Origin of the sequence: Sphingobium indicum B90A, assembly GCF_000264945.2 — a bacterium.
GTDB lineage: Bacteria > Pseudomonadota > Alphaproteobacteria > Sphingomonadales > Sphingomonadaceae > Sphingobium > Sphingobium indicum.
This window is the reverse complement of the sequence record NZ_CP013070.1, coordinates 2,747,400-2,768,649: the sequence shown is the minus strand read 5'-3', so window position 1 is coordinate 2,768,649 and position 21,250 is coordinate 2,747,400. Positions and strand designations below refer to the sequence as shown.

The following is a 21,250-nucleotide window of genomic DNA, read 5'->3' as shown; positions in this document are numbered from 1 at the left end:
AAGTTTCCCCCCTCCCCACCGGACTTCAGCCGCCAGGCAATGGGAGAAGACCTATGCGTAAATTGATCATCTTGGGCCTGATGGCCGCCACCGTCATCCCAGGGGCCGCCATGGCCCAGTCCCGCGCCGAGGTGCGCGACAGCGCCCGCGACCTGCGCCAGGAACAGCGCGACCTGCGCGACGCCCAGCGCTACGGCAACCGGCGCGACGTGCGCGAGGAACGCCGCGACGTGCGCGAGGCGCGGCAGGAATTGCGGGAGGATTGGCGCGATTACCGCCGGTCGCATCGCGACGTCTATCGCGGCGGCAACTGGCGCGCCCCCTTCCGCTACAATCGCTGGGAAGTCGGCGCGCGGCTCCGGCCCGCTTATTACAGCTCGCGCTACTATATCGCCGACCCCTATCGCTATCGCCTGCCCCGCGCCGGCGCGAACCTGCGGTGGGTGAGGCATTATAACGACGTGCTGCTGGTCAATGTGCGGACCGGCCGGGTTATGGAAGTGCATCGCGGCTTCTTCTGGTAACGGCCGCCCGAATGACGAAACGGCCCCCGACGAAGGTCGAGGGGCCGTTTCCTTTTGCGCTATGGCGCTTTCGGTCCTGTTCATCCCCCTTGGCCGCGCCGCTCGTTTCCGGGCGGGCGCGGCCGATGGCGCGTGAAACGCACCATCAGTCCGAAAGGGGGTGGACCATATGGCGAAACGCCCGGCGCCCCTTTATGTTCCGCTGCGCGCCGCTCAGGCGGCCAGCGCCTCCGCGATCAGGCGGCGGCTGTTCTCCACGCCGTAGAGCGCGATGAAGCTGCCCATGCGCGGCCCCTGGTCCGCGCCGAGCAGCGTCTGGTAGAGCGCCTTGAACCAGTCGCGCAGTTCGGCAAAGCCATAGGCCTCGTCCTTGCCGATGGCGTAGACGATGTTCTGGATGTCCTCCGCCGTGGCGCCTTCCGGCAGGGCGGCGAGTTCCGCGTCCAGCCTGCGCAGGGCGGCGGCCTCGCTGTCGGTGGGAGCGCGGCGCCTGAGCGTCGGGGCGACGAAATCGCGGTGATAGGCGAGCGCGTGGCCGATCAGCGCGTCCAGTTCCGGATAGCTTTGCGCATTGGCGTCCGCGACATAGTTCTGCAGATAGCCCCAGACCTGTTCGCGGCTGGCGTCTCCCATCACGCCGACCAGGTTCAGCAGCAGGCCGAACGTCACCGGCAGGCGGCCCTCCGGCGGCTTGCCGTCATGGATGTGGTGGACCGGATTGCCCAGCTGCTGTTCGACCGGCTGGTTCGGATAATTGCCGCGGAACTGCCAATATTCGTCCACGGCGCGGGGGATGACGCCCATGTGGAGCTGCTTGGCCTTCTTCGGCTCGCGATAGGCGTAGAAGGCCAGGCTCTCCTGCGGGCCATAGGTCAGCCATTGCTCCAGGCTGAGGCCGTTGCCCTTGGACTTGGAGATCTTCTCGCCCTTTTCGTCGAGGAACATCTCGTAATTGAAGCCTTCGGGCGGGCGGGCGCCCAGCGCGCGGCAGATTTTCGACGACTGGGTGACGGAATCGATCAGATCCTTGCCCGCCATCTCATAATCGACGCCCAGCGCGACCCAGCGCATCGCCCAGTCGACCTTCCATTGCAGCTTCGCGCCGCCCGACAGGATCGACTGTTCGATGACGTCGCCCTCATCCTCGAAGCGGACGATGCCATGGTCGGCGTCGATCACCTCCACCGGCACTTGCAGCACGATGCCCGTCTTCGGGCTGATCGGCAGGACCGGGGAATAGGTCGCCTGCCGTTCCTTGCGCAGGGTCGGCAGCATGATGTCCATGATGTCCCGATAATGGCGCAGGACGTTTTTCAGCGCGTCGTCGAACGCGCCGGACCTGTAGCGTTCCGTGGCGGAGACGAACTCGTAATCGAAGCCGAAGCGGTCGAGAAATTCCCGCAGCATGGCGTTGTTGTGATGCGCGAAGCTCTCGAACTTTTCGAACGGGTCGGGCACCTGCGTCAGCGGCTTGCCCAGATGCTGCGCCAGCATCGCCTGGTTGGGGACATTGTCCGGCACCTTGCGCAGCCCGTCCATGTCGTCGCTGAACGCGATCAGGCGGGTGGGGATGTCCGACAGCGCATGATAGGCGTTGCGGACCATGGTGGTGCGCAGCACTTCGTTGAACGTGCCGATATGCGGCAGGCCCGACGGGCCGTAGCCGGTTTCGAACAGCACATGGCCCTTTTCGGGCGCGCCGTTCTGATAGCGCTTCAGGAGCTTGCGGGCTTCCTCATAGGGCCAGGCCTTGGACGCCTGCGCGGCGGTGCGGATGATTTCGGACACGGTCATGATGCATGCCCCCCTAAGCATTTTCGCGGCGGTTGGAAACATCTGACGACTCGGAAAACATCATGGCGGCGGGCCGAAAGGCTAAGGCTCCGTTAATATAGATCAGCCTTCATTTTGGACCCTAAGCGGCGATTCCAGGTGCCGAAATGGAGACGAATGGCGGCCTTTCCCCACTCCCATTTAACTTTGATTAACCTTGATGAGGCATATTTATCGGGAGCTTAGGGGGCTCAGGAGGGACTATGCAGCCGCGCAGCCGTCATAGAATAACGGTCGATATACCAGTCGTGGTGACGACGGTGCTCGACAGCATGGACGGAACGATCGTCGATTTGAGCGAAGGCGGCGCGCAGGTCGCGGGCTGCGGCCTGCCGGTGCGCAGCCAGTGCCAGATCGACTATGAGGGCCATGTCGTGTTCGGCACGGTGCAATGGTCCGAAGAGGACCGCATGGGCATCCGCTTCCCCTATGAACTGGCCGACGGGCCGCTGTTCGACCGGCTGGAGATTGCGCGGGCGGCGCGGCTGACCCCCACGGCCCTTCAACCCCGGACTTTGGGCGCTCGTCCCGCCGGCGGTTTCGGACGTCGTTTCGGCTGAATCCGGCGCTTTTCAGGTTTCCCTTTTGTTCCCGTTCGCCTAAGCGAGACGGGTGATCGACCCCGCCGCCCTGCCCGCCCTTCACGCCAGCCATGGCGGCATCTGGCTTCGGGAAGCGGATCGCACCGCCGCCGTCGCCAAGGGCACGGCCATAGCGCGGACGGCCGAAACGCCGACATTGCTGCTGAACGCGCCGCTGACCGGACAGCGGCTGGGCTATCCCGACCTCAATGGCCTCGACCTGCTGGAATTATGGGCCTTCATCCATCCGGCGCGCTTCCTGGTGCCGACGCCCAAGGGGCTGGCCGAAGCGCTGGACCTGCCGCGTCCGGCGAGCGAATCCGATATTCCCGAACTGTTGCAGGCGGCGACCGCCGCCCTGTTGGCGACGCTGGAATCCCCTGCCTGGACGGAGCGCGAGGGCGGCTGGACGGCGGCGCAGGCTCTGCACCGGCTGCGATGGCCCTGGGCGCCGCTGCTGGCGGGCCGCATCGCCACGCCGAAGGAGGCGGAGCGCTGGCTCTTTTCCAAGCTGCCCGAATGGGAGGAGAACCCGCCGCGCCCTGCCCCCCGTTCCGTGTCGCTGCAACCCGATGCGGTGGTGGCGCGGCTGGAGCAGCTGACGGGCGCGGAGGCGGAGGCGCGGCCGGGGCAGCGCGCCTATGCGGCTGCGGCGGCGGAGATTTTCCGGCCCAGGGCGCATCGCGACCAGCCCAATATGCTGCTGGCGGAGGCGGGGACGGGGATCGGCAAGACCCTGGGCTATCTGGCGCCCGCGTCGCTCTGGGCCGGGGAGGCGCAGGGGACGGTGTGGATTTCCACCTATACCAAGGCGTTGCAGCGGCAATTGGACCGGGAAAGTCTGCGCCTCTTCCCCGATCCCGCCGTGGCGGCGAAGCGGGTGGTGGTGCGCAAGGGGCGGGAAAATTATCTCTGCCTGCTGAACCTGGAGGATGCGCTGCAAGGCGGCTTTGCGGGGCGGGCGGCGATATTGGCGCAACTGGTGGCGCGCTGGGCGGCCTTCACCAAGGATGGCGACATGATCGGCGGCGACCTGCCCGGATGGCTGCCGACCCTGTTCCGGCGCAACGGGTCGACCGCGCTGACCGACCGGCGCGGCGAGTGCATCTATGCGGGCTGTCCCCATTATCGAAAATGCTTCATCGAACGGTCGGCGCGGGCTTCGGCCGACGCGGACATCGTGATCGCCAATCATGCGCTGGTGATGATCAATGCGGCGCGGGGGCGGGAGACGGGACAGGCGCCGCAGCGCATCGTGTTCGACGAGGGCCATCATCTGTTCGATGCGGCGGATTCGACCTTCTCCGTCGCGCTTTCGGGGCAGGAAGCCATCGAACTGCGCCGCTGGGTGATGGGGCCGGAGGGAAATGCGCGGGGGCGGAGGCGCGGGTTGGCGGCGCGGCTGTCGGACCTCGCCAGCTATGACGAGCAGGGCGGCGAGGCGATCCGGGCGGCGGCGGAGGCGGCGCGGGCGCTGCCCGCCGACGAATGGTTGAAGCGGATCGTCGCGGACGAGCCTTTCGGGCCGGTCGAGCAGTTGCTCGCGGCGGTGCGGGGAACGGTCTATGCGCGGGCCGCCGACACGGGCGAGGCCGATGCGGGCTATGGGCTGGAGACCGAACTGGCCGAGCCGGACGGCGCGCTGGTCGAGGCCGCGCAGGAGGCGGCGCGGGCGCTCGATAATCTGCTGCGGCCGCTCACCCATCTGGGCAAGCGGATGGAGGCGGTGATCGAGGAAGCGCCCGACTGGCTGGACGGCGCGGCGCGGGCGCGGGTCGAGGGGGCGATTGCCTCGCTGGGCTGGCGGCGCGACCTGGTGACGGCCTGGCTGGCGCTGCTGGCGCGGATCGGCGGACCGGCGGACCCGGATTATGTGGACTGGCTGGCGGTCGAGCGGATCGAGGGGCGGGAATTCGACATCGGCATCCACCGCCATTGGCTGGACCCGACGCGGCCGCTGGCGCAGGCGGTGCTGAAACCGGCGCAGGGGGTGCTGATCACCTCCGCCACGCTGAAGGGCGGCGGCGACTGGGACAATGCGGCGAGCCGCAGCGGCGCCAACCACCTGCCGCGCGGGGCGGAGCAGTTCGAGGCGAGCAGCCCGTTCGACTATCCGGAGCGGTCGGAAGTGCTGATCGTGACCGACATCAAGCGCGGGGACATCGCGGCATTGTCGGGGGCCTATGCGCGGCTGATCGAGGCGGCGGGCGGCGGGACACTGGGGCTGTTCACCGCGATCCGGCGGCTGCGGGCGGTGCATGCGCGGATCGCGGACCGGCTGGCGCGGGCGGGGTTGCCGCTCTACGCGCAGCATGTGGACCCGATGGACACCGGCACGCTGATCGACATTTTCCGCGACGATCCCCGCGCTTCGCTGCTGGGCACCGATGCCTTGCGCGACGGGGTGGACGTGCCGGGCCATTCGCTGCGGCTGGTGGTGATGGAGGGGGTGCCCTGGTCCAAGCCGACCGTGCTGCACGCGGCGCGCAAGCTGGCGGGCGGCGGGTCGGCTTATGACGACCGGCTGATCCGGGCGCGGATGGCGCAGGCCTTCGGCCGGCTGATACGGCGGGCGGAGGACCGGGGCAGCTTCGTCATCCTGTCCGCCGCCATGCCCAGCCGGTTGCTGAGCGCCTTTCCGCCCGGCACGCCGATCCGCCGCCTGACGCTGGACGAGGCGATCATATCGGTCAGCGGGCAATCCCGCGCTGGCCATGGGAGCCATGCCGCGTTAGGGCATCAGCAATTCGAATCCGGCACCTAGAGACTTTGTTTTCGTGATTTCCGAGTCAGCGGCTGTTCCACCCGCTTCGAAATCACTCTGCGACCTGGAGCAAAAATGAAGCGGTTGATCCTGTTCCGTCACGCCAAGTCCGATTGGGACGATCCGGTTGCGCGGGACTTCGACCGGCCGCTGAACGGTCGCGGGGAAAAGGCCGCGCTGGTCATGGGCGAGTTCGCCAGGGCAAAGGGCATCCGCTTCGACATGGTGGTCGCTTCCCCGGCGGTGCGAGTGGTGGAAACGCTCAACGTCTTCTTCACCGGCTATGGCGAGGTGGTCGATCCGCATTGGGACCGGCGCATCTATCTGGCCTCCACGCCGACCCTGTTCGACGTGATCCGCGACCTGCCCGACAGCGCGGACAGCGTGCTGATGTCGGGGCATAATCCGGGGCTGGAGGAACTGGTCCTGGACCTGGTTCCCGACGACGGCGCGAGTCCGCTGCGCGAGGATGTGGAGGTGAAGTTCCCGACCGCCTCCATCGCCGTGCTGGACCTGCCCATCGATCATTGGAGCGAGGCGAAGGCCAATATCGCCACACTGGCCAGCTTCACGCGCCCGCGCGACCTGGACCCGGCGCTGGGGCCGGGCTCGCGCTGAGCGGGCGGCAACGCCGATCCTCCGGCGGCGGGCGGAGGCCCGCGATGGATATGGCCCATGCAGCGGCGGTGGGATGAGGGCTGTCCGGACGTGGCCGGAACGCCGCATGCTGGCGTGCAGGAACGTCCATATCGGAACGGATGGTCCCTATTCCCCGATCGCCTTGGCCAGAACGGCGCGGATGGCTTCCAGGCGCGGGATCAGATCGGCGCCGGCTTCCGTTTCGTCATTCTTCGGCGCGGGGGCGGCTGGCGGAGGATCGCCGCCGCCATCGGCCAGCGCCTTTTGCGCGCCGCGTACCGTGAACCCCTCGACATTCAGCAGATGGTTGATGCGCCGCACCAGCGCCACGTCGGCCGGCCGGTAATAGCGGCGGTTGCCCGATCGCTGGAGCGGACGCAACTGGGTGAAGCGCGTCTCCCAATAGCGCAATATGTGCTGCGGAAGATCAAGCTCGCTCGCCAGCTCGCTGATCGTCAGAAATGCGCCCTCTGCCTTTTCCATGGTCCTGATGTTGCACCTGTAGCGGCGCAAAGGTCAACCTTCGGGAAAATGGCTGTTTTGACGGCCGCCCTCTCAGGCCGAAGCGACACGGTCCCGCATCGTCTGGCTGGCGCGGAAGGTCAGCACCCGGCGCGGCTCGATCGGCACTTCGACGCCCGTCTTGGGGTTGCGGCCCATGCGCTGCGTCTTGTCCCGCAGCACGAAAGTGCCGAAGCTGGAGATCTTCACATTTTCCCCGCGTTCGAGCGCGGCGGACATATGCTCCAAAATGGATTCGATCAAGGTTGCCGCCTCTGCCCGCGAAAGGCCAATATGACGGTTCACGCTCTCCGCGAGATCCGCGCGCGTCAGAGTTCCGTTACCGCTCATAGCATTTCCCCACCTTGACACCCGTCAAGCCTAAATGCGGGTGATCATTCGACAATGTGCGCGATTTTGCATGATTCGGCAAGATCAGCGGTTGCCGAAATCCTTAAAAAACCGTGAAAATTGGACGGTATAGCGGTCCCGGAATGGGATTTGCGAGGGCCATGGGCAGGGATGTCGTCCGTTTTGGGCGGGATCGAGTGGGATCAAGGGCATCGCCGGACCGGAGCAGGTTGCGCCTGATGCCGGCAAAGGGTGGGACGCCGTCATTCCCCTATTCGTCACCGCTCCCCCTATTCGTCACCCCGGACTTGATCCGGGGTCCGCTGCCTTGGGCTGGGCGCGGACTCAGAAAGAAAGCGGGACCCCGGGTCAAGCCCGGGGTGACGGTAAATGATGTCCTGGATTGGCCAAAGCCCGCCCTACACGCGCAGGACGCAGGCGCCCCAGGTGAAGCCGCCGCCCATCGCCTCCAGCACCAGCAGGTCGCCGGGCTTTATGCGTCCGTCGCGCATGGCGAGGTCGAGCGCCAGGGGGACCGACGCGGCTGAGGTGTTCGCGTGGCGATCCACCGTCATCACCACCTTTTCCGGCGAGAGTTTCAGCTTGCGCGCGGTCGCGTCGAGGATGCGGGCATTGGCCTGGTGCGGGACCAGCCAGTCGATGTCCGCCGGGGTCATGTCGGCGGCGGCCATCGCCTCGGTCAGCACGGAGGCGAGGTTGGTGACGGCGTGGCGGAAGACTTCCTGACCCTTCATGCGCAGCTTGCCGACCGTCTGCGTGGTCGAAGGGCCGCCGTCGACATAGAGAAGCTGGTTGTGGCGACCGTCGGCATGGAGTTTCGAGGCGAGGATGCCGCGCCTGCCGTCGGCGCTTTCCTCCGCGCCCAGCACGACCGCGCCCGCGCCGTCGCCGAAGAGGACGCAGGTGGTGCGGTCTTCCCAGTCGAGGATGCGGCTGAAGGTTTCGGAACCGATCACGATGGCGTTGCGCGCCGCGCCGGCGCGGATCATGCTGTCGGCCACGGTGACGGCGTAGAGGAAGCCGGAGCAGACCGCCGCTACGTCGAAGGCGACGCAATCGTCGATGCCGAGCGCGGCCTGAACGACGGTCGCGCTGGCGGGGAAGGTCTGGTCGGGCGTGGCCGTCGCCAGGATGATCAGGTCGATGTCCTGCGCGCTGACCCCGGCGGCTTCCAGCGCCGCCCTGGCCGCGTCGGTGGCGAGGGTGGCGGTGGTTTCGCCCTCGCCCGCTATGTAGCGGGTGCGGATGCCGGTGCGCTCGACGATCCATTCGTCGCTCGTGTCCACGGTTTCCGCCAGTTCGGCATTGCTGACGGCGCGGGCCGGCAGGGCGGAGCCCGTGCCCAGGAGAATGGATCGGCGGATCACTTTGCGGGCAGCTCCATCCTGGATGCGGGGGCGGTCAGCCCCTCGATCCCATGCATGTCGGCGGCGATGCGCCGGGTGATGTCTTCCTCCAGCAGCCGGGCGGCGACATGGACGGCGTTGGCGACGCCCTTGTCGTTGGCGCTGCCGTGGCTTTTCACCACCACGCCATTCAGGCCCAGGAATACGGCGCCATTATGGTTGTTGGGGTCCAGATGATGGCGCAGCAGGTGCATGGCGGGCTTGGAGATCAGGAAGCCGAGCTTCGAGCGGATCGAACTGGTGAAGGCGGTGCGCAGCAGGTCGGTGACGAAGCGGGCCGTGCCCTCCGCCGTCTTGAGCGCGACATTGCCGGAAAAGCCGTCCGACACGATGACGTCGACATCGCCCCGGCCGATCTTGTCGCCTTCGGTGAAACCGTCGAAGGACAGCGGCAGGCTGGTCGCGGCGCGCAGGATGGCGGCGGCGTCGCGGATTTCCTCCGTCCCCTTCATCTCTTCCGTGCCGATGTTCATCAGCCGGACGCGGGGGCGTTCCAGGTCAAGAGCGATGCGGGCATAGGCCGCGCCCATCACCGCGAACTGGACGAGGTTGCGGGCATCGCATTCGGTGTTGGCGCCCAGGTCCAGCATGACCACGTCATTGTCGCCCAGCGTCGGCAGCATGGCGGCCAGCGCGGGCCGGTCGACGCCCTTCATGGTGCGCAGCGCCAGCTTCGCCATCGCCATCAGCGCGCCGGTATTGCCGGAGGAGACGGCAGCGCCGCAATCGCCCGCCTTCACCGCCGCGATGGCCATGCTCATGGAGCTGGTCTTCTTGCGGATGGCGACGCTGGGCTTGTCGCCCGCATCCACCACGTCGGGCGCGTGGACGATTTCCGACGCGGCGCGCAGATTGGGGTGGTTGTCGAGCGCGGCCTTGATCCGCGCCTCGTCTCCGAAAAGGGTGAAGCGCAGTCCTTCGTGACGGCGACGGGCGAGCGCCACGCCCGCCATCATCACGCGCACGCCTTCATCCCCGCCCATCGCGTCGATTGCGATTCGCGGTTGGCTGGACAAGTTAACGCACCCTTTTCAGGAGAAATTCCGGAACGTCAGGCCCCGACGGCGACGATTTCGCGACCGTTATAATGACCGCAGGCGTCGCAGAGATTGTGCGGGCGCTTCAGTTCGCCGCAGTTGGAGCATTCCTGATAGGCCTCTACGCGCAGCGAGTCATGGCTGCGGCGCATGCCGCGGCGGGACGGGGACGTTTTCCTCTTGGGGACAGCCATGTCGGCACCTTATTCCATAAATTGATCTGTTAGTGCGACTGGCCGTATCCGATGGATGCCGACGCCAACGGCGCCGCAGACCCATGCGGCCCGGATGATCGCGAAGCCCTGCGCCTATAGCGTTTTTTTGCCCATGCGCAAGTCCTTCCTTGCCCCGGCATGGCGCCGCCCTATTCTGGGGGCGTCACGATAAAAGGGGGGAAATCCGATGTTGCTGCCGATCACGCTGACCCTGGCCGCGGCCTGCGCGCTGATCAACATGTGGCTGGGGTTCCGCTGCACGCGAATCCGGATCGCGAGCCAGGTGATGCATGGCGACGGCGGCAGCGCGATGCTGGCCAGGCGGATGCGCGCCCATGCCAATTTCATCGAATATGTGCCGGTGACGCTGATTTTGTTCGGACTGGTGGAACTGGCGGTCGGCGCGTCGATCTGGCTGTGGGGCGCGGCGCTGGTGCTGGTGCTGGCGCGAATCGGCCATGGATTCGGGATGGATGCGGACAAGCCGACCGTCTGGCGCGCGGGCGGGGCGCTGCTGACCTGGGTGGTGATGGTCGGCATGGCGGTGACGGCGCTCGCCATCGCCTATGGCGCGACGCGGGAAGTGCCCGCGCCGCCCGCCATGGCGATGATTCGCTGACGCTCAAGCCAGGACGGCATCCCCCACGAAGGGATTGGTGCGGCGTTCATGGGCGAAATTGCTCATCGGGCCGTGGCCGGGGACGAAGGCCGTGTCGCCGCCCAGGGGCCATAGCTTGCCGGTGATCGCGTCGATCAGATCCTGATGATTGCCCATCGGGAAGTCGGTGCGGCCGATGGAACCCTGGAACAGCACGTCGCCGACGATGGCGAGCTTGCTGGGGGCGTGGTGGAAGACGACATGGCCCGGCGTGTGGCCGGGGCAATGATAGACGTCGAGCGTGAGGTTGCCGACCGTCACCTGGTCGCCGTCCTTCAGCCAGCGGTCGGGTTCGAAGCTTTCGCCGTTGATGCCATATCTCGCGCCGTCCTCGCCCAGCCGGTCGATCCAGAAGCGGTCGGCTTCATGGGGTCCTTCGATCGGCACGCCCAGGTCGCGGGCGAGGATGCCCGCCTGGCCGCAATGGTCGATATGGCCGTGGGTAACGAGGATCTTCTCTATGGTGACGCCATGCTGCTCGGCCGCCTTCCTGAGCAGCGGCAGATCGCCGCCCGGATCGACGAAGGCGCCGCGATTGGTCGCCGTGCACCAGAAAAGCGTGCAATTCTGCTGGAGCGGCGTGACGGGGATCAGGGCGGCTTTGAGGGGCGGAGTCGTCATGGCGTTGATGTGGCGAAGCTGCGCGCCGGGCGCAAGGCTTTGGGGGAAGGGTGGGAGTGGATCTCTCCTATTCCTCCCCATCGGGAGATGGGGAGGGGGACCATGCGAAGCATGGTGGAGGGGAAGGGAGCACGACCTCCGAATTTCCCCTCCACCACTCGCTATGCGAGCGTCGAAGAGAGTCACGTGCCTCTCTTCGACCCTCCCCACGCTGCGCGCAGGGAGGATTAATGTCGCCAAAGGCCCTCTTACCCCATGTCCCCCGTCGCGAAGGGTTCCGCCAGGCTGATGCTGTCGAGCACCTTGGCGGTTTCGTCGCGCACGCGGAGCATCACGCGGTGCAGGCGGCATTCCGATTCGGGCAGGCAGTTGGTGCAGGTCTCATGCGCGAAGCGGCTGGCGCAGGGCGTGAGCGCGAGCGAGCCGCGGGTCAACCGGACGATGTCGCCATAGCTGATGTCCACCGGGGCCAGCGCCAGCCAATAGCCGCCGTCGCGTCCGCGCTGGGTCGCGACCAGCCCCTCCCGCGCCAGTTCCGACAGGATCACCGTCAGGAATTTGGACGGGATGTTCTGGCGCGTGGCGATCTCGTTCAGCGGCACCGGACCCTGCCGGTAGCGGTCTGCGAGATGCTGGAGGGCGCGGATGGCGTAACGGGTCTTCTGCGAAAGCATGGGGCTGTTATTCGCTGCCGCCGCAGATTTGACAAGTCATCAGGGCGCGGGATTCAGCGCCTGGCGCGCCTGTTTCGGAAAATCGCTGAACATCGCGTCGACGCCCGTTCCGGCGACCGCCCGGACATAGCCGGCGAAATCGCCCCGGCCCTGCGGATCGTCGGGGCGCTGGAAGGCGGCGGGCAGGAAGCTGTTTTCCATGCGCAGCGTCCAGACATGGACTTGCAATCCGGCCTGATGGGCGCGCTCGACCAGCCCCGTCGGGCCTTCGGGCGCCAGCACCATGGCCGCCGCCGGGCCGATGCCGTCGGCATAGTCCGCGACCTGCCGCAGCCCCTGCGCCGTCATCATGTCGGCATAGCTCGTCCCCGGCTCATCGGCGGGACCGCCCTCGCCCGCGACGAGCTGGATCAGGCGCAGGCGCGACGCGGCGCGCAGGGCCTTGAGGTTGCCGACCTCGAAGGACTGGATGAAGACCGGATCGGCCTCCGTCTGATAGCCGTAGCGGCCGAGCAGATCGAGCAAGGGCGCCTGATGCGGCAGGCCGATGCCCGCGAAATAGGCGGGATGCTTGGTTTCGGGATAGAGGCCGATGCGGCGGCCGGTTTCCGCCTCCTTGGCGCGGACCAGCTTCAATATCTCCTCGAAGGTGGGGATCGGGTAGAGGCCGTCGAAGCGGCTGTTGGCGGGCCGAAGCTGCGGCAGCCGTTCGCGGGCGCGCAGCGTGCGCAGTTCCGCGAGCGTGAAATCCTCCGTGAACCAGCCGGTGACGGGCTGGCCGTCGATGGTCTTGCTGGTCCTGCGCGCGGCGAATTCGGGGTGATCGGCGACGTCGGTGGTGCCGCTTATCTCATTTTCATGCCGGGCGACGAGGACGCCGTCGCCGGTCAGCACCAGATCGGGTTCGATATAGTCGGCGCCCTGGTCGATGGCGCGTTCATAGGCGGCGAGCGTATGTTCGGGCCGTTCGCCGCTGGCCCCGCGATGGGCGATGATGAAGGGTTCCGCCCCGGTCTCCGTCATCGCTGGCGCCGCCGTCAAAAGGGTGAGGAGGAGGAATGTTCGGAGCATCCCCCTCAAAATCATGCCTTCACGCCCTCCAGAGCGTCCTCATAGGTGGTCGCCTTGAAGCCGACGATGGTGCGGTCGCCCAGGTCCAGGATCGGGCGCTTGATCATCGAAGGGTTGCTCATCATCAGCAGAATCGCCTTTTCCGAATCGATATGCGCCTTGTCGCCCGCGTCCAGCGCCTTGAAGGTGGTGCCGGAACGGTTGAGGATGGTTTCCCACCCATGCTCCATCACCCATTCCTCCAGCTTCGCCTTGTCGACGCCCGACACCTTGTAGTCGTGGAAGCTGTATGGCTTGCCGCTATTGTCCAGGAAATTGCGCGCCTTCTTGATCGTGTCGCAATTCTTGATGCCGTACATGGTCAGCATGGCCGTTATCCCTTGAACGCGGTGACTTCGATCTCGATCTTCATCTCCGGCTTGATGAGGCCGGTGACGATGCAGCTTGCGGCGGGGCGGGTGTCGCCGAAGACCGGCGCGGTCGCCTCCCCCAGCACGTCCCAATAGGCGGGGTCCGTGATGTAATAGGTGACGCGCACCACGTCCGCGAAGGAGAAGCCCGCCTCCTCCAGCGCCCGGCCGATGACTTTCAGCGCATTCTTGCCCTGGTCGACGACGGATTCGGGCATGGCCTTTGTTTCGGGATCGGTGCCGGTGGTGCCGGCGACGAAGCACCAGTCGCCCTGGACGACGGCGCGCGAATAGCCGACCTGCGCCTCGAAAGGCGAGCCGGAGGAAATGAGCTGGCGGGGCATGGAAGTTCCCTGTGCAGAACGGAGCGAAAAGGATCGCTGCGGCTCTTGCCCCGTTCGCAGGATGCTGTCCAGCGCCTTTTGCCCGGCGGGAACGGCGCGGGCCGCCGGCCGTTGGAGCGAGGAAGGAGACAGAGCATGAACCGACCCGACGACAGCCCCTTCCCCGACGCGGGGGAGGAAAATGACGAACAGGCCGAAGCGGGGTCGCAGGCGCAGGACGTGGCCGACGAGGCGCGGGCGCGGTCGACGGACCTGGCCGAGGACAGCGAGCGCGGCGGACGGCCCAATCCCGCGCAGATCATTCCCGACGACACGCCCGATCTGGTCGAGCGGATGGAGGAAATGAACCGATCCGGCCGGATCGACAATGACGCCTTCGCCGGCGAACCGCAGATGGACGATGAGGAGGATATATTGGGGCCGACCGAGGACGAGGAATAAGGTCCGGCCCGCCGGCCTGCTATCCGGCTAAGCCGCGTTCTGGTCCAGCGACAGGTTGATCATCCCCCTCGCCATATGGCCGAGCGCATCGGCCATGGCGGCGGCGAGTTGCGGGTCGATGCCCGGTTGCGCCTTTATGGCGCGGGCCATGGCGGCGGACCATTGATCCGCCAGTCCCGCGGTGATCGGGAAGGCGCGGTGCAGCGACATGATGCACTGGCCGCGTTCGAACCAGTCGCGCGGCCCGCCCGACCATCCCGCCAGGAAACGGGTGAGGCCATGGCGCACGGCGCGCAGGTCCGCCGCATGGATGGCGCGCAGATCGGCATAGGCGCGGTCCCGGTCGATCAGGTCGTAGAAGCGGTTGGCGATGGCGGCGACGGTCGCCTCGCCGCCGATGCGGGCATAGGGGGTGGTCATGGGGCCTCCTGCTGGTCGGGCCAGCGTGGCGGCCTGTGCCCGCGGGTCATTGATATGGATCAAATCGCGCGCTTTTGACGCGAGACGGCAGGGACGTCTTTCGTTATGGCCGCGTCATGAGCCGAGGAACCAGGAAGACGCGCAATGAGGTGATCTGGCTGGCGCAGGCGCGCCGGGCCGGGCGCGGACGCCTGCCACCCAGGAAGCCCAAGGGGCCTTCGGTCGCCATGCTGGTGATCGGCGGGGTTCTGATGGGCGCGGGCCTGGGCTGGTTCGGGCCGGATCTGGCGCAGCGCTTCCAGAGCAGTTGGCGGGAGGTGGCGTCGCCCGTCGCGGGGGACAAGCTGTCGGCGCGGTTCGGCTTCTGCCATGTCGGCGGCGGCGCCGATTGCGTGGTCGACGGGGACACCTTCTGGTTCCGCGGCGAAAAGATAAGGGTGATGGACATCGACGCGCCCGAAACGCACGGGCCGCGCTGCGCCCAGGAAGCGGCGCTGGGGGCGCGGGCGACGCAGCGATTGCAGCAGTTGATGAACGCCGGTCCCTTCTCGCTGGAAAGCGGCGATCGGGAGACGGACCGCTATGGGCGGGCGCTGCGGGTGGTGACGCGGGGCGGGCAGTCGATCGGCGAGATGCTGGTGGCCGAAGGGTTGGCGCGGGAATGGGACGGGGCGCGGCATCCGTGGTGTTGATTGCCCGGCATTGATCGGCCCCGTGCCGATAGGCCTGGCGTTGAATGAGGGCTGAGGGAGGGCGGCTCCCTCAGCCTTTCCGGTTTTAGCGGCAGCTCAGATTGCCGCGGTCGATTTCGCGGCCGAGCAGAGCGCCCGCGCCCGCGCCGATGAGGATGCCCGCCGTGTTGGAATAACCCCGGTCGAGTTGGCCGCCGAGCAGGCCGCCCAGCGCCGCGCCGACGATCAGGCCGGTCGTGCCGTCCGAGCGGCGGCAATAATAGCGGTCGTCATAGCCGCGATAGATGCGCGTCGAGCGGGTCACGCGGATCGGCTCATAGCCGCCGCGATAATAGCGGTCGGGCCGGTAATAGCGGCCATAGCGCGGGTCCGGACGGTTCCAGTCATAGCTGTAGATCACGCGGCCGGGGCGCTGGTAACGGTCATGCTTGCCGCCATGCTTCCAGTCGTTGCGGCCGTGGCCGGGATTATGCTTCTTGCCGTGACCGGCCCAGGGCGGCGGATCAGCGGCGGCGGGGGCCGCGCTCAACGTCACGGCGCCGAGGGACAGGGCGGCAAGGGCGGTTTTCAGGGTGAACTTCATCTCAGGCTCCCTTGGTTATGATGAGGGAGAACATCCGAATGCACATAAACGTTGCATGAACGGAACAAAACGGGGCGTTCATGTGAGGGACAGGGAGGGGGGAGGAATTTTGTACTTTGTAAGTTGCAAGAACGTCCGAAATCCAGCTATTTAAATATGTAATTTAAGTAGATCATTCATCCGATATAATACGACTTCTTATTTTTATGCATAATTTTGCAGTTGATGTATATGTCTTCTTCCATATTGTTAAAAGCAATAAACCTATTATAAGGCCTAATATTGTAGAAATTAAAAAGAAATTATAAATCTTGGTATTTGATATGTCAGTCGTCATCAGGGTAATTAAAAAAGATATGCCTATGGATATCAAGAATATTGCAAAATTTAAATATAGAGAGCTTGGTCCACCACTTTCCAATATATCTAGTTCATAGTCCGTTATCTCGTAAATAGAAAGAGAAGTAAGGCTGCCCCGCTTAATCACTGGAGCCGGAATGTAACCAGACTGCTCTAGTTGATTCATCACAGTTTAGCCTTTAGCCACTCATTCTTACAACGAGAGTTATGCCATGCTGCTTCACGGCCTGACTTAACTACAAACAACCTGTCGTTGCTATCCAGAACGGTAAGAAGATCATCTCTTATCTGAACCGCAGTTTTCGTCGTAACAATCACCCAATTCGATTCAGTTACTCTGGCCCAAGTGCCATAAGATTTAATTTTCTCGTATAAATTCTGATAATTCCTTCCAGGATTGGTTAGGTCATAACAGATAATATACGCGGCCATTCTACTTCCTCTACTCCGCCGCGATGCCCGCCGCCTTGAACATATCCGGGTCGCCCGCTTCATCCGCGTTGGCTGCTTCGCCGCCTTTCAGCTTGGCGCGGCGGTCGAAGGCGTCCCAGACGTCGTTCCACTGGCCGCGGGTCGCCGCCTTCGAATATTCGGTGGCGCGGGTTTCGAAGAAATTGGCGTGCTCCACGCCGTTCAGCAGCGGGGTCAGCCAGGGGAGGGGGTGTTCGTCGATCATGTAGATGGGTTTCAGGCCCAGTTGCCCCAGGCGCCAGTCGGCGATGTAGCGGACATATTTCTTGATGTCCTTGGGCGTCATGCCGGGCACCGGGCCCATTTCGAAGACCAGGTCGACGAAGGCGTCCTCGATGCGGACGGTCTTCTGGCACATGTCCATGATGTCGTCCTTGACCGAGGCGGTCAGGCAGTCGCGTTCCTTCACGAAGGCGTGGAACAGGCGGACGATGCCTTCGCAGTGCAGCGTCTCGTCGCGGACCGACCAGCTTACGATCTGGCCCATGCCCTTCATCTTGTTGAAGCGCGGGAAGTTCATCAGCATCGCGAAGCTGGCGAAAAGCTGCAGCCCCTCGGTGAAGCCGCCGAACATGGCCAGCGTCTTGGCGATGTCCTCGTCCGTGTCGACGCCGAACTGCTGGAGATAGTCGTGTTTGTCCTTCATCTCCTTATACTGCATGAAGGCGCTATATTCGCTTTCCGGCATGCCGATGGTGTCGAGCAGGTGTGAATAGGCGGCGATGTGGACCGTCTCCATGTTGCTGAAGGCAGTCAGCATCATCTTGATCTCGGTCGGCTTGAACACGCGGCCGTATTTTTCGTGGTAGCAGTCCTGCACTTCCACATCCGCCTGGGTGAAGAAGCGGAAGATTTGCGTCAGCAGGTTGCGTTCATGGTCGCTGAGCTTCTGCGCCCAGTCGCGGCAATCCTCGCCCAGCGGCACTTCCTCCGGCAGCCAGTGAAGCTGCTGCTGGCGCTTCCAGAACTCATAGGCCCAGGGATATTCGAAGGGCTTGTAGACCTTGCTGGCTTGAAGAAGGGGCATGGTGGTTACTCCGAGGATTTTATACCAGACCCTCTCCCCTTGTGGGAGAGGGAGGGGCCCATCGCGTCAGCGATGGGAGGGTGAGGGGTGAAGATCGCTATCCTTGCCAGCGCGCCTTCGGGATTTTGCATCACATCATGGTTCCAGAAGCGGATCACGCGATAGCCTTCCTGTTGGAGAAAGGCCGTGCGGGGCGCGTCTGCCGCCTTGTCATGTTGGCCGCCGTCCAGTTCGATGATCAGGCGGGCGGCGTGAGAGGCGAAGTCCGCGAAATAGGGGCCGATGGGAACCTGGCGGCGGAACCTGGCGCTCGGCAACTTTTCGCGGAGGAGAGTCCAGAGGCGTTTCTCGGCGTCGGTTGCATTGCGGCGCAGTTCTCTCGCGCGGGCGATCGTCGGGTTTGGGGCCTTACCCCTCACCTTCCCACGCGGCTTTGCCGCGCGGGCCCCTTCCTCTCCCACAAGGGGAGAGGAGATTCTTGGATCACTGGCAGGCGAGGCACTCGTCATAGTCGGTGGTCTCGCCGATTTCGAATTTGGGGGCGTCGATGGTGTTGTCCGCTTCCACCCCGCCCGCGAAGCCGGCGCGCTGGACCGACTTGGAGCGGAGATAATAGAGCGACTTGATGCCCAGCTCCCACGCCCGGTAGTGGAGCATCAGCAGATCCCATTTCTCCACGTCGGCGGGGATGAACAAGTTGAGCGACTGCGCCTGGTCGATATAGGGCGTGCGGTCGGCGGCCAGTTCGAGCAGCCAGCGCTGGTCGATCTCGAAACTGGTCTTGAAGACGTCCTTTTCCTCCTGGCTCAGGAAGTCGAGATGCTGGACGCTGCCGCCCTTTTCCAGGATCGAGTTCCAGACCGCCGTGCTGTCCTTGGCCTTCGCCACCAGCAGCTTTTCGAGGTACGGATTCTTCACCGCGAAGCTGCCGGACAGCGTCTTGTGGGTGTAGATGTTCGCCGGGATCGGTTCGATGCAGGCCGACGCGCCGCCGCAGATGATGCTGATCGACGCGGTGGGCGCGATCGCCATCTTGCAGGAGAAACGCTCCATCACGCCCATGTCGGCGGCGTCCGGGCACGGGCCGCGCTCGACCGCGAGCTGCATCGAGGCTTCGTTCACCTTCTCGTTGATATGCTTGAAGATGCGCAGGTTCCACGATTTGGCCATCGCCCCTTCGAAGGGAAGTCCGCGGGCCTGGAGGAAGGAGTGGAACCCCATCACCCCCAGGCCCACCGACCGTTCACGGCTCGCACTATATTTCGCCCGCGCCATTTCCGGCGGCGCGCGGTCGATATAGTCCTGCAGCACATTGTCGAGGAAGCGCATGACATCCTCGACAAACTGCCTGTCGTCCTTCCACTCGTCCCAGGTTTCCAGGTTGAGGGAGGAAAGACAGCAGACGGCCGTGCGGTCATTGCCGATATGGTCGCGACCCGTCGGCAAAGTGATTTCGGAACAGAGGTTGGAGGTCGACACCTTGAGTCCCAGATCGCGGTGATGCTTGGGCATCGTGCGGTTCACGGTGTCGTTGAAGACGATATAGGGTTCGCCGGTGGCGAGGCGGACCTCCACCAGCTTCTGGAACAGGGCGCGGGCGTTGACGCTGCCGCGCACCGACTGGTCCTTCGGGCTGCGCAGCGCGAATTCCTTGCCGTCGCGCACCGCCTCCATGAATTCGTCGGTCAGGAGGACGCCATGGTGCAGGTTCAGCGCCTTGCGGTTGAAGTCGCCCGACGTCTTTCGGATTTCCAGAAACTCCTCGATCTCCGGATGGGAGATGTCGAGATAGCAGGCGGCCGAACCGCGGCGCAGGCTGCCCTGGCTGATCGCCAGGGTCAGCGAGTCCATCACGCGGACGAAGGGGATGATGCCGCTGGTCTTGCCGTTGAGGCCCACCGGCTCCCCGATGCCGCGCACATTGCCCCAATAGGTGCCGATGCCGCCGCCCCGGCTGGCGAGCCAGACATTCTCGTTCCAGGTGTTGACGATGCCTTCCAGGCTGTCGTCGACGCTGTTGAGATAGCAACTGATCGGCAGGCCGCGCCCGGTGCCGCCATTCGACAGGACGGGCGTGGCTGGCATGAACCAGAGGCGCGAGATATAGTCGTAGACGCGCTGGGCATGGTCGGCGTCGTCGGCATAGGCGGCGGCGACGCGGGCGAACAGATCCTGATAGGATTCGCCGGGCAGCAGGTAACGGTCCTGCAGCGTGTCCTTGCCGAAATCGGTCAGCAGCGCGTCGCGGCTGGCGTCGGTCACGACATGGAAGCGGCGCTCCAGCACGGTGGAGGAGTCCGGCGTCGGGTCGGCCTTGGGCGCAGGCGCCCCATCGACCAGCGCCCCCTCGGCGGGAACGGGAGCCTTCTTCTTGTCCGCCACGGTTTCGACCACTTCGTCAATCACGGTTGCCACGTCGCTTGCACTCACCTGTTCGCTGTCTCGAAAATCCATGACCAGCTCCCGAATGTTCCTGTTTCGTTCGATTCGGTCAAGCCGCTGCCGGCCGGGCCGAACGAATATAGCATTATCGACCCGGTCAGGCACGGAGATGGGGCCAGCAGGCGCGATCGCAAGGGCAAAAACAGCCTCCCTCCGGGAAGCGGCCCGGTTGGTTCGATCACAATCTGTTGGGTAACCCCCGTTAACCCGATACAAGGGATAGTGCCACAGCTTCATTTCCTTTCAAGGGGGTAAATGACGGTTCGGAGACTCAACTCATCGACGCTGAGACTCGTTTCGTCGACGTTGCGGCACGGCGCAGCGCAGCGACGCACGGACTTTCCTTGGCTTTGCAAAAGGCAAGGGGGACAATTTGGCCCGGAAAATAAATTTGGCTTGCCACGCAATTGCTGGGCCGGGCGATTCCACCCATGGCGTTTCGCGACGAATGCATGACAGATAGGGGGGAACGGAGCAGCACGAGCCATGGGCGACGAGAGACGAGAGGAGCCGACATGATTCTCTATTACCACCCCCTCTCCTCCTGCAGTTGGAAGGTGCTGATCGCCCTTTACGAGAACGGCACCCCGTTCGAGCCGCGCATGCTGGACGACCCGGCCGTGGCGGAGGCGTGGCTGGCGCTGTGGCCGCTGGGGAAGTTCCCGGTGCTGCGGGACGAGGCGCGGGACAGGACGGTCGCGGAAACCAGCATCATCATAGAATATCTGGGACGGCATCGTCCGGGGCCTTTCCGGCCGATTCCCGAAGATGCCGACGCGGCGCTGGAGGTTCGGCTGATGGACCGGCTGTTCGACATCTATGTGATGACGCCGATGCAGGCGATCGTCGCCGAGAAGATCCGGCCCCAGGGCGTCGCCCGCGATTCCCATGGCGTGGGGGAAGCGCGGCGGATGCTGGGCAAGGCCTATGCGCTGCTGGAGGCGCGGATGGCGGGACGGCGCTGGGCGGCGGGGGACGATTTCACCCTGGCCGATTGCGCGGCGGCGCCGGCCCTGTTCTATGCCGACAAGATCGAGCCGATGCGGGGCGGCTTTCCGGCACTGCGCGCCTATCTGGAACGGCTGGAGGCGCGGGAGAGCTTCGCGCGGGTGCTGCGGGAAAAGGAGCCGTGGTGGCCCATGTTTCCCTTCGCGGATTAGGGCG

General features: G+C 65.0%; 25 protein-coding genes. 8 read left to right on the top strand and 17 right to left on the bottom strand.

The window, feature by feature from the left end:
• The first annotated feature begins 53 nt into the window (after positions 1-53).
• A complete protein-coding gene (locus tag SIDU_RS13450; protein WP_007683103.1) occupies positions 54-524 on the top strand; it encodes an RcnB family protein in 471 nt (156 codons plus the stop codon).
• Between the two features lie 213 nt (positions 525-737).
• On the opposite strand, the gene SIDU_RS13445 is transcribed toward SIDU_RS13450, so the two are convergent.
• A complete protein-coding gene (locus SIDU_RS13445) occupies positions 738-2,318 on the bottom strand; it encodes a lysine--tRNA ligase (RefSeq protein WP_007683104.1) in 1,581 nt (526 codons plus the stop codon).
• 242 nt (positions 2,319-2,560) lie between these two features.
• On the opposite strand from SIDU_RS13445, the gene SIDU_RS13440 reads away from it, so the two are divergent.
• The 3 genes from SIDU_RS13440 to SIDU_RS13430 all read left to right on the top strand — a co-directional run bounded on the left by SIDU_RS13440 (position 2,561) and on the right by SIDU_RS13430 (position 6,320).
• On the top strand, positions 2,561-2,917 hold the full coding sequence (locus SIDU_RS13440) for a PilZ domain-containing protein (protein ID WP_025772770.1): 357 nt from the start codon (positions 2,561-2,563) through the stop codon (positions 2,915-2,917).
• A gap of 52 nt (positions 2,918-2,969) precedes the next feature.
• Positions 2,970-5,702, top strand: coding sequence for an ATP-dependent DNA helicase (locus SIDU_RS13435; RefSeq protein ID WP_007683107.1), 2,733 nt, complete (start codon positions 2,970-2,972; stop codon positions 5,700-5,702).
• Between the two features lie 75 nt (positions 5,703-5,777).
• A complete protein-coding gene (locus SIDU_RS13430) occupies positions 5,778-6,320 on the top strand; it encodes a SixA phosphatase family protein (RefSeq protein ID WP_007683108.1) in 543 nt (180 codons plus the stop codon).
• 147 nt (positions 6,321-6,467) lie between these two features.
• Here SIDU_RS13430 and SIDU_RS13425 read toward each other — a convergent pair whose 3' ends face one another.
• From SIDU_RS13425 to rpmF, 5 genes are all read right to left on the bottom strand, one after another.
• Entirely contained in the window at positions 6,468-6,824 is a 357-nt protein-coding gene (locus tag SIDU_RS13425; protein ID WP_007687992.1) for a MerR family transcriptional regulator, read from the bottom strand.
• A 72-nt stretch (positions 6,825-6,896) separates the two neighbouring features.
• Positions 6,897-7,193: an integration host factor subunit alpha gene (ihfA, locus tag SIDU_RS13420; protein ID WP_007687990.1), complete on the bottom strand. Its 297-nt coding sequence runs from the start codon at positions 7,191-7,193 to the stop codon at positions 6,897-6,899.
• Positions 7,194-7,612: 419 nt separating this feature from the next.
• The gene (locus SIDU_RS13415) at positions 7,613-8,581 is read right to left on the bottom strand and encodes a beta-ketoacyl-ACP synthase III (protein WP_007687988.1); all 969 of its coding nucleotides are present in this window, start codon (positions 8,579-8,581) and stop codon (positions 7,613-7,615) included.
• Positions 8,578-9,603, bottom strand: a complete 1,026-nt coding sequence (plsX, locus tag SIDU_RS13410; protein ID WP_037509150.1) for a phosphate acyltransferase PlsX — start codon at positions 9,601-9,603, stop codon at positions 8,578-8,580. Before plsX ends, SIDU_RS13415 begins: the two co-directional genes overlap by 4 nt.
• Before the next feature lie 68 nt (positions 9,604-9,671).
• Entirely contained in the window at positions 9,672-9,851 is a 180-nt protein-coding gene (rpmF, locus tag SIDU_RS13405) for a 50S ribosomal protein L32 (protein ID WP_007687984.1), read from the bottom strand.
• Between the two features lie 208 nt (positions 9,852-10,059).
• On the opposite strand from rpmF, the gene SIDU_RS13400 reads away from it, so the two are divergent.
• The gene (locus SIDU_RS13400) at positions 10,060-10,491 is read left to right on the top strand and encodes an MAPEG family protein (RefSeq protein ID WP_007687982.1); all 432 of its coding nucleotides are present in this window, start codon (positions 10,060-10,062) and stop codon (positions 10,489-10,491) included.
• A 3-nt stretch (positions 10,492-10,494) separates the two neighbouring features.
• On the opposite strand, the gene SIDU_RS13395 is transcribed toward SIDU_RS13400, so the two are convergent.
• The 5 genes from SIDU_RS13395 to SIDU_RS13375 all read right to left on the bottom strand — a co-directional run bounded on the left by SIDU_RS13395 (position 10,495) and on the right by SIDU_RS13375 (position 13,650).
• Positions 10,495-11,151 (bottom strand): MBL fold metallo-hydrolase, encoded by a 657-nt coding sequence (locus tag SIDU_RS13395; RefSeq protein WP_007687980.1) that lies wholly within the window; start codon positions 11,149-11,151, stop codon positions 10,495-10,497.
• 248 nt (positions 11,152-11,399) lie between these two features.
• Entirely contained in the window at positions 11,400-11,825 is a 426-nt protein-coding gene (locus SIDU_RS13390) for an RrF2 family transcriptional regulator (RefSeq protein ID WP_007687978.1), read from the bottom strand.
• A gap of 39 nt (positions 11,826-11,864) precedes the next feature.
• Positions 11,865-12,911: a glycerophosphodiester phosphodiesterase gene (locus SIDU_RS13385; RefSeq protein WP_037509144.1), complete on the bottom strand. Its 1,047-nt coding sequence runs from the start codon at positions 12,909-12,911 to the stop codon at positions 11,865-11,867.
• On the bottom strand, positions 12,908-13,264 hold the full coding sequence (locus SIDU_RS13380) for an ArsC family reductase (RefSeq protein WP_007687974.1): 357 nt from the start codon (positions 13,262-13,264) through the stop codon (positions 12,908-12,910). Before SIDU_RS13380 ends, SIDU_RS13385 begins: the two co-directional genes overlap by 4 nt.
• A gap of 5 nt (positions 13,265-13,269) precedes the next feature.
• A complete protein-coding gene (locus tag SIDU_RS13375) occupies positions 13,270-13,650 on the bottom strand; it encodes a RidA family protein (protein ID WP_007687972.1) in 381 nt (126 codons plus the stop codon).
• A gap of 135 nt (positions 13,651-13,785) precedes the next feature.
• Between SIDU_RS13375 and SIDU_RS13370 the strand changes: the two genes are divergently transcribed.
• Positions 13,786-14,091 (top strand): hypothetical protein, encoded by a 306-nt coding sequence (locus SIDU_RS13370; RefSeq protein WP_007687970.1) that lies wholly within the window; start codon positions 13,786-13,788, stop codon positions 14,089-14,091.
• Between the two features lie 27 nt (positions 14,092-14,118).
• On the opposite strand, the gene SIDU_RS13365 is transcribed toward SIDU_RS13370, so the two are convergent.
• Entirely contained in the window at positions 14,119-14,511 is a 393-nt protein-coding gene (locus SIDU_RS13365; RefSeq protein ID WP_007687968.1) for a globin domain-containing protein, read from the bottom strand.
• A 116-nt stretch (positions 14,512-14,627) separates the two neighbouring features.
• On the opposite strand from SIDU_RS13365, the gene SIDU_RS13360 reads away from it, so the two are divergent.
• The gene (locus SIDU_RS13360; RefSeq protein WP_020817965.1) at positions 14,628-15,203 is read left to right on the top strand and encodes a thermonuclease family protein; all 576 of its coding nucleotides are present in this window, start codon (positions 14,628-14,630) and stop codon (positions 15,201-15,203) included.
• An 85-nt stretch (positions 15,204-15,288) separates the two neighbouring features.
• Here the strand turns inward: SIDU_RS13360 and SIDU_RS13355 are convergent, their stop codons facing one another.
• From SIDU_RS13355 to SIDU_RS13335, 5 genes are all read right to left on the bottom strand, one after another.
• The gene (locus SIDU_RS13355; protein ID WP_007687964.1) at positions 15,289-15,786 is read right to left on the bottom strand and encodes a glycine zipper 2TM domain-containing protein; all 498 of its coding nucleotides are present in this window, start codon (positions 15,784-15,786) and stop codon (positions 15,289-15,291) included.
• Positions 15,787-15,958: 172 nt separating this feature from the next.
• Positions 15,959-16,312 carry a hypothetical protein gene (locus SIDU_RS19395; protein WP_148663259.1) on the bottom strand — a complete coding sequence of 118 codons (354 nt, stop codon included), beginning with the start codon at positions 16,310-16,312 and terminating at the stop codon, positions 15,959-15,961.
• A gap of 276 nt (positions 16,313-16,588) precedes the next feature.
• Positions 16,589-17,644, bottom strand: coding sequence for a ribonucleotide-diphosphate reductase subunit beta (locus tag SIDU_RS13345; protein ID WP_007687962.1), 1,056 nt, complete (start codon positions 17,642-17,644; stop codon positions 16,589-16,591).
• 5 nt (positions 17,645-17,649) lie between these two features.
• Positions 17,650-18,063, bottom strand: coding sequence for an endonuclease domain-containing protein (locus tag SIDU_RS13340; protein WP_409349295.1), 414 nt, complete (start codon positions 18,061-18,063; stop codon positions 17,650-17,652).
• A gap of 64 nt (positions 18,064-18,127) precedes the next feature.
• Entirely contained in the window at positions 18,128-20,098 is a 1,971-nt protein-coding gene (locus SIDU_RS13335) for a ribonucleoside-diphosphate reductase subunit alpha (RefSeq protein ID WP_007687958.1), read from the bottom strand.
• A gap of 503 nt (positions 20,099-20,601) precedes the next feature.
• Between SIDU_RS13335 and SIDU_RS13330 the strand changes: the two genes are divergently transcribed.
• Positions 20,602-21,246, top strand: coding sequence for a glutathione S-transferase family protein (locus SIDU_RS13330; protein WP_007687949.1), 645 nt, complete (start codon positions 20,602-20,604; stop codon positions 21,244-21,246).
• Positions 21,247-21,250 lie beyond the last annotated feature (4 nt).

Coding starts and splice junctions, on each gene's coding strand:
- SIDU_RS13450 (WP_007683103.1), top strand. CDS start 54: ATGCGTAAATTGATCATCTTGGGCCTGATGGCCGCCACCGTCATCCCA.
- SIDU_RS13445 (WP_007683104.1), bottom strand. CDS start 2,318: ATGACCGTGTCCGAAATCATCCGCACCGCCGCGCAGGCGTCCAAGGCC.
- SIDU_RS13440 (WP_025772770.1), top strand. CDS start 2,561: ATGCAGCCGCGCAGCCGTCATAGAATAACGGTCGATATACCAGTCGTG.
- SIDU_RS13430 (WP_007683108.1), top strand. CDS start 5,778: ATGAAGCGGTTGATCCTGTTCCGTCACGCCAAGTCCGATTGGGACGAT.
- SIDU_RS13425 (WP_007687992.1), bottom strand. CDS start 6,824: ATGGAAAAGGCAGAGGGCGCATTTCTGACGATCAGCGAGCTGGCGAGC.
- ihfA (WP_007687990.1), bottom strand. CDS start 7,193: ATGAGCGGTAACGGAACTCTGACGCGCGCGGATCTCGCGGAGAGCGTG.
- plsX (WP_037509150.1), bottom strand. CDS start 9,603: ATGGGCGGGGATGAAGGCGTGCGCGTGATGATGGCGGGCGTGGCGCTC.
- rpmF (WP_007687984.1), bottom strand. CDS start 9,851: ATGGCTGTCCCCAAGAGGAAAACGTCCCCGTCCCGCCGCGGCATGCGC.
- SIDU_RS13400 (WP_007687982.1), top strand. CDS start 10,060: ATGTTGCTGCCGATCACGCTGACCCTGGCCGCGGCCTGCGCGCTGATC.
- SIDU_RS13395 (WP_007687980.1), bottom strand. CDS start 11,151: ATGACGACTCCGCCCCTCAAAGCCGCCCTGATCCCCGTCACGCCGCTC.
- SIDU_RS13390 (WP_007687978.1), bottom strand. CDS start 11,825: ATGCTTTCGCAGAAGACCCGTTACGCCATCCGCGCCCTCCAGCATCTC.
- SIDU_RS13385 (WP_037509144.1), bottom strand. CDS start 12,911: ATGATTTTGAGGGGGATGCTCCGAACATTCCTCCTCCTCACCCTTTTG.
- SIDU_RS13380 (WP_007687974.1), bottom strand. CDS start 13,264: ATGCTGACCATGTACGGCATCAAGAATTGCGACACGATCAAGAAGGCG.
- SIDU_RS13375 (WP_007687972.1), bottom strand. CDS start 13,650: ATGCCCCGCCAGCTCATTTCCTCCGGCTCGCCTTTCGAGGCGCAGGTC.
- SIDU_RS13370 (WP_007687970.1), top strand. CDS start 13,786: ATGAACCGACCCGACGACAGCCCCTTCCCCGACGCGGGGGAGGAAAAT.
- SIDU_RS13365 (WP_007687968.1), bottom strand. CDS start 14,511: ATGACCACCCCCTATGCCCGCATCGGCGGCGAGGCGACCGTCGCCGCC.
- SIDU_RS13360 (WP_020817965.1), top strand. CDS start 14,628: ATGAGCCGAGGAACCAGGAAGACGCGCAATGAGGTGATCTGGCTGGCG.
- SIDU_RS13355 (WP_007687964.1), bottom strand. CDS start 15,786: ATGAAGTTCACCCTGAAAACCGCCCTTGCCGCCCTGTCCCTCGGCGCC.
- SIDU_RS19395 (WP_148663259.1), bottom strand. CDS start 16,312: ATGAATCAACTAGAGCAGTCTGGTTACATTCCGGCTCCAGTGATTAAG.
- SIDU_RS13345 (WP_007687962.1), bottom strand. CDS start 17,644: ATGCCCCTTCTTCAAGCCAGCAAGGTCTACAAGCCCTTCGAATATCCC.
- SIDU_RS13335 (WP_007687958.1), bottom strand. CDS start 20,098: ATGGATTTTCGAGACAGCGAACAGGTGAGTGCAAGCGACGTGGCAACC.
- SIDU_RS13330 (WP_007687949.1), top strand. CDS start 20,602: ATGATTCTCTATTACCACCCCCTCTCCTCCTGCAGTTGGAAGGTGCTG.